Origin of the sequence: Komagataeibacter oboediens (assembly GCF_018491655.1) — a bacterium.
Classification (GTDB): Bacteria; Pseudomonadota; Alphaproteobacteria; order Acetobacterales; family Acetobacteraceae; genus Komagataeibacter; species Komagataeibacter oboediens.
The window spans coordinates 83,895-95,683 of record NZ_JABLUU010000016.1; the positions used below are offsets into that span (position 1 = coordinate 83,895).

13 protein-coding genes are annotated in these 11,789 nt (G+C 65.6%); 4 read left to right on the forward strand and 9 right to left on the reverse strand.

Translation table 11 applies throughout. The annotated features are described in order from the left end of the window. Window positions 1-64 precede the first annotated feature (64 nt). A complete protein-coding gene (locus HNO79_RS12985) occupies window positions 65-2,272 on the forward strand; it encodes a ComEC/Rec2 family competence protein (RefSeq protein ID WP_244987543.1) in 2,208 nt (735 codons plus the stop codon). Between the two features lie 110 nt (window positions 2,273-2,382). On the opposite strand, the gene nth is transcribed toward HNO79_RS12985, so the two are convergent. Both nth and HNO79_RS17415 read right to left on the reverse strand, forming a co-directional pair. Next, the gene (nth, locus tag HNO79_RS12990) at window positions 2,383-3,096 is read right to left on the reverse strand and encodes an endonuclease III (protein WP_048856314.1); all 714 of its coding nucleotides are present in this window, start codon (window positions 3,094-3,096) and stop codon (window positions 2,383-2,385) included. Window positions 3,097-3,156: 60 nt separating this feature from the next. Continuing rightward, window positions 3,157-3,288 (reverse strand): hypothetical protein, encoded by a 132-nt coding sequence (locus HNO79_RS17415; RefSeq protein WP_275954912.1) that lies wholly within the window; start codon window positions 3,286-3,288, stop codon window positions 3,157-3,159. Between HNO79_RS17415 and HNO79_RS12995 the strand changes: the two genes are divergently transcribed. Beyond that, window positions 3,288-5,072 (forward strand): ABC transporter ATP-binding protein, encoded by a 1,785-nt coding sequence (locus HNO79_RS12995; protein ID WP_214165428.1) that lies wholly within the window; start codon window positions 3,288-3,290, stop codon window positions 5,070-5,072. The two genes, HNO79_RS17415 and HNO79_RS12995, sit on opposite strands and share 1 nt — an antisense overlap. A gap of 53 nt (window positions 5,073-5,125) precedes the next feature. Here HNO79_RS12995 and HNO79_RS13000 read toward each other — a convergent pair whose 3' ends face one another. Genes HNO79_RS13000 through hisB form a run of 7 tightly spaced genes read right to left on the reverse strand, consistent with a single transcriptional unit; the run spans window position 5,126 to window position 9,751 of the window. Then, window positions 5,126-5,515: a histidine triad nucleotide-binding protein gene (locus HNO79_RS13000; protein ID WP_010514852.1), complete on the reverse strand. Its 390-nt coding sequence runs from the start codon at window positions 5,513-5,515 to the stop codon at window positions 5,126-5,128. Window positions 5,516-5,542: 27 nt separating this feature from the next. Next, entirely contained in the window at window positions 5,543-5,953 is a 411-nt protein-coding gene (locus HNO79_RS13005) for a phosphoribosyl-ATP diphosphatase (RefSeq protein ID WP_010514853.1), read from the reverse strand. 31 nt (window positions 5,954-5,984) lie between these two features. Then, window positions 5,985-6,746: an imidazole glycerol phosphate synthase subunit HisF gene (hisF, locus tag HNO79_RS13010; protein WP_214165429.1), complete on the reverse strand. Its 762-nt coding sequence runs from the start codon at window positions 6,744-6,746 to the stop codon at window positions 5,985-5,987. Then, the gene (gene hisA, locus HNO79_RS13015; RefSeq protein WP_010514855.1) at window positions 6,746-8,098 is read right to left on the reverse strand and encodes a 1-(5-phosphoribosyl)-5-[(5-phosphoribosylamino)methylideneamino]imidazole-4-carboxamide isomerase; all 1,353 of its coding nucleotides are present in this window, start codon (window positions 8,096-8,098) and stop codon (window positions 6,746-6,748) included. Before hisA ends, hisF begins: the two co-directional genes overlap by 1 nt. After that, window positions 8,095-8,769: an imidazole glycerol phosphate synthase subunit HisH gene (gene hisH, locus HNO79_RS13020; RefSeq protein ID WP_214165430.1), complete on the reverse strand. Its 675-nt coding sequence runs from the start codon at window positions 8,767-8,769 to the stop codon at window positions 8,095-8,097. Before hisH ends, hisA begins: the two co-directional genes overlap by 4 nt. An 8-nt stretch (window positions 8,770-8,777) precedes the next feature. Further along, window positions 8,778-9,158 (reverse strand): hypothetical protein, encoded by a 381-nt coding sequence (locus HNO79_RS13025; RefSeq protein ID WP_048856318.1) that lies wholly within the window; start codon window positions 9,156-9,158, stop codon window positions 8,778-8,780. Beyond that, a complete protein-coding gene (hisB, locus tag HNO79_RS13030; protein WP_214165431.1) occupies window positions 9,155-9,751 on the reverse strand; it encodes an imidazoleglycerol-phosphate dehydratase HisB in 597 nt (198 codons plus the stop codon). Before hisB ends, HNO79_RS13025 begins: the two co-directional genes overlap by 4 nt. Before the next feature lie 176 nt (window positions 9,752-9,927). On the opposite strand from hisB, the gene HNO79_RS13035 reads away from it, so the two are divergent. Together HNO79_RS13035 and ubiM are read left to right on the forward strand one after the other, a co-directional pair. Continuing rightward, complete coding sequence (locus tag HNO79_RS13035) at window positions 9,928-10,515, forward strand: nitroreductase family protein (protein WP_010514859.1); 588 nt, start codon at window positions 9,928-9,930, stop codon at window positions 10,513-10,515. Window positions 10,516-10,554: 39 nt separating this feature from the next. Continuing rightward, the gene (gene ubiM, locus HNO79_RS13040; protein ID WP_214165432.1) at window positions 10,555-11,736 is read left to right on the forward strand and encodes a 5-demethoxyubiquinol-8 5-hydroxylase UbiM; all 1,182 of its coding nucleotides are present in this window, start codon (window positions 10,555-10,557) and stop codon (window positions 11,734-11,736) included. Window positions 11,737-11,789: the final 53 nt, after the last annotated feature.

Sequence of the window (11,789 nt, forward strand, 5' to 3'; positions counted from 1 at the left end):
GCTGACAGGGGGCAGTCTGGCGTGTGTGCCATCTCCGCCGGTAGGGTGTGCATTCCGGCCACGCATGGGCGTGGCCGTGACATGGGTGCAGATCATTACGGGGGTTGTCCTGCCGCGCCAGCATATCGACCGCGCCCGCTCCACACTGTCGCGCATGACGATGGGCGTCAGCGCATGGCTGTGGGGGCAGCATACCCGTTTCGTGCTGTGGCTTCCCGCCCTGCTGGCAGCCGGGATGGCCATGTATTTCACGCTGTCATGGGAACCGTCCGCCGCATGGGCATGGGGGGCGGGCATGATGGTCGTGGGGTGTGTCGCTGCACGGCTTGTCTGGGGTCATGGGCTGTTGGTGCGCCTTGGCTGCGGGGTGGTGGGGGCGTGTGCGGCGGGCGCCCTGCTGGCATGGGTGCAGGCGCACCGCATGCCCCCGTTTCCCGACCTGCCGCGCCGGGCGGTGCACCTGTCGGGCCGGGTGCTGGATGCCGACGGACGGGCCCTGCGTGATGGCGCGTGGGCATGGCGGGTGCGGCTGGCGGATGTGCGCTTCCTTGACGGCATCAATACCGGCATGCCGCCGCTGCGCCGCGCCCTTGTGTTGAGCCTGCTGCCCGATGATGCATGCGTTCCCGTGTCGGGCGATACCGTGCTGGCGCGCGTGATGCTGTCGCCACCCGCCTTTCCCGCCCTGCCGGGCGGTCATGATGTCCAGCGCCGCGCATGGTTTGACGGGCGTGCGGGGACCGCCCGTGCGCTGGACAGGGTGACATGCGGGCATGGGCATCCCCCATCCGCCCGCATCGCCAGCATGCGGCAGGCATTGGCGCAGCGGATTCGTGCCGCCCTGCCCGGTACGCGCGGTGATATTGCTGCCACCGTTCTGGTGGGGGCCGATGGCGCGATTCCGGCGCGCGTGCGTGACGCCTTTGCCGATGCCGGGTTGGCGCACCTGCTGGCGGTGGCGGGGCTGCATCTTGCCATTGTCATGGGGCTGGTCATGGCTGCGGTGCGCATGGGGCTGACGCTGTCCGAACGTGCGGCGCTGTTCTGGCCGTGCCGGCAGATTGCGGCGGTCTGCGCGTTACTGGCGGGTGGGGGATATGTCCTTGTCACCGGTGCGCACCTGCCGGCACTGCGCAGCCTGTTCATGGCGATGCTTGCGGTCGTGGCGCTGGTGGCTGGCAGGCGGGTGGTGTCCATGCGGGCGCTGGCGGTGGCGGTGGTTATCCTGCTGTGCCTTGATGCGGAAAACGTGGCCGAACTATCGCTGCAGATGTCGGCTGCGGCGGTGATGGCGCTGATCGCCGGTTTCGATGCGCTGCGTCCCGGCCTGTCGGCATGGGAACATGACATGGCATGGTGGCGCAGGCTCGGTGCGCGGTGCGCGCATCCGCTGCTGGCGAGTATCCTTGCGGGTAGCGCGTGCATCCCGGTGGGCATGGCGCATTTCGGAACGGTGCAGCCGTGGTTCGTGCTGGCCAACCTGCTGGCCGTGCCGCTCATGTCGGTGTGGATCATGCCGTGGGGGCTGCTGTCCTTCGTGCTGATGCTACCGGGTTGGGAAAAGCTGGCGCTGGTGCCCATGGGATGGGGCATTGCCGTGGTGGATTGGCTGGCGCGGCAGGTGTCATGGCTGCCGGGCGCGCATATCGGGGTGCCCGCCATCGGCAATGGGGGACTGGCGCTGTTTTTTGCCGGGTTGTGCTGGCTGTGCCTGTGGGGCGGGCGGGTGCGCCTGCTGGGGTTTGCACCGGTTGCGCTGGCGCTGCTGTCACCATGGTGGGCGGCGCGCCCGGGGGTGATGGTATCGCCTGATGCGCGGATGGTGGGCGTTACGGTGGGGCATACAATCCTGACCGGTCCCGGTGCGCATCCCGACCCGTTCGTTTTACGCGAATGGCAACGGGTGACGGGGCTGGATGCGGGCACGTTGCCCGATAACGGCAGACAGGGCGTGCTGTCCTGTCAGGACAGGACGTGCCGCGTGCGCGAACCGGATGGAGATGTGGTGGTCGTGCTTTCCCCACGGCAACCGGGATGGGTGTCCTGTCGTGATGCCCGGCTGGTGGTGAACCTGTCGGGGCAGGCCGGGTGCCCCGGCGTTCCGCTGATCGGGCGGTTCGATATCTGGCGCAACGGGGCCTATGCCCTGTTACCCGATCATGCAGGTGGCGTCATGGTCCGGACTGACCGGCAGGCACGCGGTGCACGGCCCTGGGTCATGCGGCCCGGTGGGGCCGGCGTGCCTGACCTGCCCATGGCCGAGGCGGAATAGGACAGGACACGCAGGTATCTGCCAATCAGAAAGAAGTTTTTGATGAAGCTTTTTCCAAAAAGCTTCGAAGGACACCGCTCTTGATGAAAAAAGGCGGTACCCGGAGACTTTCATTCCTTTGAAGATGCGGCTGGCGCCCCGACCGCGCGCAGGTCGTCCTTCATGCGGTACTGGCATGGGTCAAAGGCGGGACAGCGCCAGCATTCGGGCCTGCGAGCCTTGCAGACATAGCGTCCGTGCAGGATCAGCCAGTGGTGCGCAGGGCGCAGCATGTCAGCGGGAATGCGGCGGACAAGCTGGTCCTCCACCGCGCGTGGGGTCGCCCCGGGCGCCAGGCCGGTGCGGTTGCCGATACGGAAGATATGGGTATCGACCGCCATGGTGCTGTCGCCAAAGGCCACGTTCATGACCACGTTCGCGGTCTTGCGCCCCACGCCGGGAAGCGATTCAAGCGCCGCGCGGTCATAGGGCACCTTGCCGTCAAAGCGTTCCAGCAACTGCTGTGACAGGGCGACGACATTGCGCGCCTTGGTCCGCCACAGCCCGATGGTGCGGATATGCGCGCCGACCTTTTCCTCCCCCAGTTCCACCATGGCCCGTGGGGTGGGTGCGTCACGGAACAGCGCCTTTGTCGCCCTGTTGACCGAGGCATCGGTCGCCTGCGCCGACAGCACCACGGCAACCAGCAGGGTATAGTCGTCCACGAAATCCAGTTCGCTTTCGGCATTCGGGTTGGCGGCGGCCAACTGGGTGATGAAGGACCGCACTTCCGCCAGTGTCATGGCGCGGCGCGCGGGTTTCTTCGGGGATCTGGCTGTTGTCATCGGTTACTCGCAGGCGGTGGATCGCACGCCATTGTGCGGCGTTGCGGGTGGCGGTGTAAATCACCCCGCCACCCGGCGGCAGCCATCGGCCTTGCGCATGGCTGCGGTGGGGGCTAGTCGTTCCGGCCCCGGCGGCGCATGGGTGCCCGAGCGTATGGCCGTGCGGTTTCCTGCATCATGGCGTGTTGGCAATGGTATCCTTTCTTTTCCGTCCGGTATCGGGACGACATGAATTTTCCGACGTGCTGGGCTTTGTCTGGCGCAGGTGGCGCACGTATCCCGGCTTTCTTGCATGGACGCTGGCGGGGATCGCATCGGCCACCGTGGCGGATGTGATGATGCCGCTGCTGGCGGGCTGGCTGGTCAATGATGTGTCCCGTCCCGCGCAGCACGCTGCGGTTCATCGCGCCATATGGGATGTGGTCGGCCTGACCGTGCTGGGGCTGGGTGGCATCATCGCGCGGCGCACGGCCTATATCGGCATTTCCCACCTGACATCGCACGTCATGATCGGCATCGTGACGGAGGTGTTCGCCCGCGTACAGCGGTTTTCCAGCGAATGGCATGCCTCCAACTTTGCCGGGTCAACCGTCCGGCGCATCACGCGCGGAATGGGGGCGGTGGACACGCTGGGGGATACGCTGCTGCTCATGCTGGTGCCGGAGGGGATCGTGCTGTGCGCCACGACGGCCGTGCTGGCCTTTCACTGGCCCCTGATGGGGCTGGTACTGGCTGTGGGGGCGGCCGCACTGGTGGCGCTGTCGGTCATGCTGACGCTGCGGTACGTCGCGCCATCCGCGCGCCTTGCCAATACATGGGATACGCGTATGGGGGCGACCCTGTCCGATGCGGTGACATGCAATGCGGTGGTGAAGGCATGCGGCGCGGAAGCGCGGGAGGACGCGCGGCTGGCATGGGTGGCGGGTCGCTGGCGGAAGCGCACGGTGCGGTCGTGGCTGCGCGGAACCGACAGCGCAAACCTGCAGAACCTGGCAGCCCTTGTCATGCGCATGGTGCTGATCGCGGGGGTGGCGCTGCTATGGGTGCGTGGTCGTGCGGGGCCGGGGGATGTGGCCTATGTGCTGACGATGATGTTCGTGATCCAGGGCTACCTGCGCGATATTGGCCAGCAGATTTCCGTCGTGCAGCGTTCGGTCAATGAAATGGAGGAACTGGTCACCCTGTTCCATATGCAGCCTGCGGTGGCCGATCGCCCCGGTGCCGCGCCCCTGCGGGTGACGCATGGCCATATACGTTTCGAGCATGTGCGCTTTGGCTATGAACGCCAGCATGGCAGGCTGCTGTTCGATGACCTGAACCTTGATATCGCGCCGGGCAGCAGGGTGGCCCTTGTTGGTCCGTCGGGTTCAGGCAAGACCACGCTGACACGGATGCTGCAGCGGCTGTATGATGTGCAGGGGGGACGGATCACGATTGACGGGACGGATATCGCCACCGTCACGCAGGCCAGCCTGCGTGGGCAGATTGCCATCGTCCCGCAGGAGCCACTGCTGTTCCATCGTTCGCTGGCGGAAAACATTGCCTATGGCCGACCGGACGCCACGGATGCGGAGATCGAACATGCCGCCCGGCAGGCCAATGCAGCGGACTTTATCGCCCGTCTGCCGCGCGGTTACGCCACCATGGTGGGCGAACGCGGTGTCAAGCTGTCGGGTGGGGAGCGCCAGCGCATCGCCATTGCGCGCGCGTTTCTGAGCCATGCGCCCATTGTCATCATGGACGAGGCGACATCCAGCCTTGATTCCCGTTCGGAAATGCTGGTCCAGCAGGCGATGGAACGGCTTATGGCCGGGCGCACGGTTCTGGTCATCGCCCACCGGCTGTCCACCGTGATGGGTCTGGACCGCATCATCGTGTTCCGCCACGGACAGGTATGCGAGGATGGCCCCCACGCGACCCTCATGACGCGCGAGGGAGGGATCTATCGCGGACTGTTTGAACTCCAGTCCCTGTAGGCATCCAGGGAGTGCAGGGGAAGCATCCCGGTTTCCGGGATGCTGTTTTCTTTTCAGGTGGCGTCCTGGCCCGGCAGCATGGCGCCCAGCGCCCTGCCGCCAAACAGGTGAACATGGAAATGCGGCACTTCCTGTCCGCCTTCCACGCCGACATTGGACAGCAGGCGGTAGCCGGGCGCTTCCAGTTTCAGGTCGCGCGCGACCTGTCCCACCGCGCGGGTGAAGCCGGTAATTTCGGCTTCCGTGCCATTGCGGCTGAAATCGGCGAAGGAAACGAACGGCCCCTTGGGAATGACCAGTACATGCACGGGCGCCTTGGGCGCGATGTCATGGAAGGCGAGGGCGTATTCGTCCTCATACACCTTCTTGCATGGCAGTTCACCGCGCAGGATGCGGGCGAATACGTTCTGCGGATCGTAGGGTCCGGTGCCGTTGACGGCCATGGGGTATCTCCTGTTTGCGAACGGGGATCAGGCCAGCGGGTCGTGCGGGCGTGACGCCTTTTCAGCGACGCCGCTGGTGCCTTCACGGCGCAGCAGTTCCGCCCATACTTCCGCCGGTTTGACCCCGGCATCCACCCACATCACGATCAGGTGGTACAGCACGTCTGCGCTTTCGCTGACCAGTTCGCCCCGGTTGCCCGCCACCGCCTCGATCAGGCATTCGACGGCTTCCTCGCCGAATTTCTGCGCGATCTTGCGCCGGCCGCGCGCCAGAAGGCGGGCGGAATGGCTGACGGACGGGTCCGTGCCGCGCCGTGATTCCACGACATCGAACAGGCGGTCCAGCACATCAGGGGTGGCAGGCCCCACCGCTTCCAGCTTCAGGCTGGCGGCGGCTTTTGCCGGGGCGTTCTTGCGGGATTTTTCTGGCTTGGCCATCACAGTGCTCCGATAGGCAGGGGAAAGGGGATCAGTCACTCAGGCGGACCGGCAGGCCCGCTGCCGTCAGCGCCTGCTTGACCTGGGGAATGGTGAACTGGCCGAAATGGAAGACACTGGCGGCCAGCAGGCCGGTGGCGCCCGCGCGGGCACCTTCGACAAAATGCTCCAGTTCCCCAACCCCGCCAGAGGCCACGATGGGAATCCGTACCGCCGCATTGGCCGCGCGCAGCAGGTCAAGGTCGAACCCCTTGCCCGTGCCGTCGCGGTCCATGCTGGTCAGCAGGATCTCGCCCGCACCCCGTTCGGCCACTTCGCGGCACCAGTCGATCACGTTGCGCCCGGTGGGGGTACGGCCGCCATGGGTATAGACCTCCCATGATCCATGGCCATCGCTCCGGGCATCAATGGCGACGACCACGCACTGGCTGCCGAATTTCTGCGCGGCCTCACTGACCAGTTCGGGGCGTGAGACTGCAGCCGAGTTCATGGCGCACTTGTCTGCCCCCGCCAGCAGCAGGCGTCGCATGTCATCCGTGGTGCGCACGCCGCCGCCCACCGTCAGCGGCAGGAAAATACGTTCCGCCGTGCGGCTGACGACATCAAGGATGGTGTCGCGGTTTTCATTGCTGGCGGTGATGTCGAGGAAGGTCAGCTCATCTGCCCCGGCCGCGTCATATACGGCGGCCTGTTCCACCGGGTCGCCCGCGTCGCGCAGCGAGACGAAGTTGACACCCTTGACCACCCGGCCGTTCTTGACATCCAGACAGGGGATGACACGCAGTTTCAGCATCAGGACAGGACCCGCAGGGCTTCGCCCAGGTCGATGCGCCCGTCATACAGCGCGCGGCCCACGATCACGCCTTCGATGCCTGGCGCCTGCGCGGTCGCCGCACGCAGGGCTTCGAGATGTTCAAGACTGCCCACCCCGCCGCTGGCGATGACGGGAATGGACAGGGCATTGGCCATGTCGGCGGTCTGTTCGATATCGATGCCCGTCAGCATGCCGTCGCGGCTGATTTCGGTGAAGATGACGGCTGCGACCCCCGCGTCCTGCATGCGCTGGCCCAGGTCCACGGCCTTCATTTCCGATGTCTCGGCCCAGCCTTCGGTTGCGACCTGTCCGCTGCGTGCGTCAATTCCGGCCACGATCCGGCCGGGGAACAGACGGCAGGCCTCGCGCACCAGTTCGGGGTTCTTGACCGCGATGGACCCCAGGATCACGCGGCTGATCCCGGCATTGAGCCATTTGCCGATGCTGTCCAGGTCACGCAGCCCGCCACCAAGCTGCACCGGGACGGAGGCATTGGCGATGATGGCCTCAATCGCTTCGGTATTGGCCGAACGCCCCGCGAAGGCACCATTCAGGTCCACTACGTGCAGCCAGCTGCATCCGGCGTCGATCCATGCCCGCGCCTGCGCGCCGGGATCATCGGAATAGACGGTTGCGTTGTCCATTTCCCCCCGGCGCAGGCGCACGCATGTGCCGTCCTTGAGGTCGATTGCGGGATAGAGTGTCAGGCTGTGTCCGGTCACGGGGGCATGTCCTGCTGCAGGAATGGGGGTTGAAGCTGCCAGCGGGTGGGCGGGTACGATCCGCTCGTCATCCTGCAGGCGCTTGGTGAAAAACAGGCCGCGCACGGTGCGTCCGTCCGTGCGGGCGTAGCTGGGGTGGGTGCCCCAGTGGTGGAAGCCGCTGCTGCGGAACAGGCGGACGGCATCGGTCTGGGTTTCGCGCACGTCCAGGTTGATGATCTGGTATCCCATGCTGCGCGCGCAGCTTTCCACTTCGGTCAGAAGCAGGCGGCCCAGTCCCAGCCCGCGGGCGTAGGGGGCGATATAGAAATGCATGAGGGTCGCACTCATGGCCTGCGCTTCGTTATTGCGCGGCGGACGCACAAGTTGTGCCGACCCCACGATCATGTCATCCAGCCGGGCCACGAACATCTGGCGTTCGGGCACCAGCAGGACACCGCGGAAATACCGTTCCAGCGTCTCACGCGGGGGCGGGGCCAGCCAGCCGAAACCACCGCCGTCCAGAATGGCGGCATTGGTCGCGTCGCACAGGGCATGCAGGTCGTCTTCATGCATCTGCTGCACGCGTTCGGCGTGGATGGTGCCGGCCGTTGCGGTCCGCCGTGTCATGGTATGCTGCCCGGCGCGGGTGTCCAGCGCAGGAAGTTGGACAGGATGCGCAGGCCGACCTTCTGGCTTTTTTCCACATGGAACTGCGTGCCCGCCCGGTTGCCGCGCGCGACTATGGCGGGCACCGTGCCGCCATAGTCGGTGGTCGCCACCATGTCCGCGGCATCATAGTCGCGCAGGGCGAAGGAATGGACGAAATAACCGTGCGCTTCCCCCGGCAGGCCTTCGGTCAGCGGGTGGGCGCCAGGTGTGAATTCAAGCTGGTTCCACCCCATCTGTGGCAGGCGCAGGCCGGGGGCGTCCATCAGGGCGATTTCGCCCGCAATCCAGCCAAACCCCGGTGTCACCCCATGTTCACGCCCGCGTTCGGCCATAAGCTGCATGCCGACGCATATGCCAAGGAAGGGCGTGCCGTTGTCGGTTGCGGCCAGTATGGCGTCATGCAGGCCGGGCCGGGCTGCAAGGCCCGCCGCGCAGTCGGCGAACGCGCCCTGTCCGGGCAGGACAATCCGGTCGGCCTGCCTGACGGCCTGCGGGTCGGCGGTGATGGTGACGGTGGCGTCAATGCCGCTGTCGGCCGCCGCGCGGGACAGCGCCCGCGCGGCGGATGCAAGGTTGCCACCGTTATAGTCGATCACCACGATGGATTGGGCGGAAGGATGCGCGGGCATGGGATGCCTCATGATACAGGGGAAAGGGGATGGGACCGGTTACGGTCCATCCAGCGCAGCAGGGCTGCCTTGGGATCGGTCGCGTAAACGCCGCGCGCGGTCTGGTAGCCGCGCAGGCGCAGTTCCCACTGCCGCAGGTCCGGGGCGTTCAGCGCAAGCAGAAGGTGCATCCCGCCCAGCAGCGGCAAGGCGACCGGCAGCGGCAGCAGCTGTCTGGTCAGGATGCACGCCCCCCCTGCCAGCAGCCCGCTGATCCAGCAGCCACGCAGCACCAGCCCGACCCACCCCGACAGCAGTACCAGCCATGACATGCGCCACGCCACCATGACCGGCCCCGGGGCCGGGCCCGTAGCGCGGGCAGGGGGCAGCAGGGCGGAATAGAATGTCACAGGCTGCCCTTGGTGGACGGGATGATGCCGCCGGCGCGTGGGTCAGCTTCGCTTGCGGTGCGCAGCGCACGTGCGAGCGCCTTGAACGCGGCTTCGGCAATGTGGTGGCAGTTATGCCCGGCGCGCTGGATGACATGCAGCGTGACAAGGGCGCTCATGGCGAAGGCGCGGAAGAATTCCTCGAACAGTTCGGTGTCCATGTCCCCGATCTTGTCACGCCCGAAGGTGACGGACCACGCAAGAAAGGGACGCCCCGAAATATCCACGACCGCTTCGCACAGTGCCTCATCCAGCGGCACGGTGGCGCTGCCGTAGCGGCGGATGCCACGTTTGTCGCCTATGGCCATGGCAAAGGCCTTGCCCAGCGCGATGCCGGTATCCTCCACCGTGTGGTGGTAGTCGATATGCAGGTCACCCTTGGCGGTAATGTCCAGATCGCACATGCTGTGACGGCCGAGGGCGGTCAGCATGTGGTCAAGGAACCCGATGCCGGTGTCGATGCGGGTCTGTCCCGTGCCATCAAGGTTGATGGTGACGGTAATGTCGGTCTCGCTTGTGGCGCGGTGGACCGTGGTTGTGCGCGGGGTATTCATGCTCTCCCTTCTATAGAAGCCCGAGGCCGGAATCCATACCGATCCCGTGGCGCGGGCGTTGCATGGCGGGGTGGATATTGGCAGGAGGGGGCAGTTGCTGCATGGTGTCGCGTCACGGCTCCCGCCATCAGGCCACGGACTGTCAGCGGGCACCCGGTTTATCAGGGAATGACCATATGACATCGCTCGATCTTCTTCTGTCCCGTTTTTCCACCGATGCGTTGATGGAACCTGCGCCCACGGGTGACGTGCTGCATGCCATCCTGTCCACCGCCATGCGGGCGCCGGACCATGGCAAGCTGCGCCCCTGGCGTTACGTTCTGGTGCGTGGCGACGCCCGGCCCGAAGTGGCGCAGCGCGTGGTGGCCAGCATGAAGCGGCTGGACCCGGATGTTGATCCCGCGAAGATTGAGAAACGGCAGTCCCGTTTTTCCACCATGCCTCTGGTCATCGTGCTGGGCATGCACCTGCGTCCCGAACACAAGATTCCCCTGATCGAACAGGAACTGGCGGTCGGCGCCGCGGCGATGAACATCCTCAATGCCCTGCATGCCACGGGCTTTGGCGGGGTATGGGTCAGTGGCGACGTGGCCTATGATCCGGAACTTGCAGCTGAACTAGGCTTTCCTGCTCCACACAGGCTGGCGGGTTTCCTGTTTGTCGGCACGCCGAAGCCGGACGCCAGGGGGCCGAAGCGCCGTGATGTTGACGGATATGTGGCCGAATGGACCGGAAACCCCGTACAGTTCGGCGCGGATGCATAATCTGTAAGGACAGTAGACGGACAGGGAAGCAGGCAGGCCATGGCATATCATGATGTAACCATAATGGGTGGCGGTCCGGCGGGGCTGGCCGCGGCCCTGTCGCTGGAGGCGCGTGGCCTGTCCGTCGCGGTGCTGGAACGTGCGCCGCAGGCGCGCTGGGCCGAACCCGCGTTCGACGGGCGCGAAATCGCCCTGACCCATCATTCGGTTTCGGTGCTGAAGGAACTGGGCGCGTGGGAACATATCCCGCAGGTCGCCATTTCCCCCCTGCGTGAAGCACGGGTGGAAACCGGGCGCAGCAACCATCCCCTTACATTTGATACGCAGGGGCGTGGCGTGGATGCGCTAGGGTACCTTGTGTCCAACCACTGCATCCGGCGCGGACTGTATCTTGCCGCCAGCCAGCGTCCCGGCATCCGCCTGCTGGGCGGAACCTCCACCCGGCATATCCGGCGCATCGGGGAGGAGATGACGGTCGTGCATGATGGGGGGGAGATCACATCCCGTCTGGCCGTGGGGGCGGATGGCCGCTTTTCACAGATCCGCCGCCTGCAGCGCATTGGCGCGGTCATGCATGATTTCAGGCGTGCCATGCTGGTCTGCCGCATGGCGCATGACCTGCCGCACCATCATGTCGCGACGCAATGGTTTGATGAAGGACAGACAATCGCCCTGCTGCCCGTCAATGGCGGCGCATCCTCCATTGTCCTGACCCTGCCGGTGGAAGAGATCGACCGCCTGCGCACGCTGGAACGCGATGCCTTCAATACCGAGATCATGCAGCGTGTGGGGCGGCGGCTGGGGAACATGCGTCTGGTCAGCACCCGGCATGCCTATCCGCTGCGAGGTGTCTATGCACACCGTTTTGCAGCCCCCGGCTTCGCCCTGATCGGTGACGCGGCGGTTGGCATGCATCCCATTACCGCCCATGGCTTCAACCTTGGACTGAAGGGACAGGAAGCGCTGGCACAGGAAATCGAAGCTGGGCTGGCGCGTGGTGAATCGCCGGGCAGCCTGTCGGTGCTGCGGCGGTTTGAACGGCGGCATCGCCTCGCAACCGCGCCCCTGTTTGCCGCCACCAATGGAATCGCAACGCTTTATACCCGTGATGAGCCCGCTTTCAGGGTCCTGCGTCAGGCCGGACTGCGTGTGGCGGATGCGCTGGCTCCGTTCAAATCGGCTGTTACGAATATGCTGATGGACCGCAATCGGGCGGCCTAGTGCGGTTTTTTGCCTATCGGGCTGAAAAGGCGCGGTGATTTTTTTAGCCCATA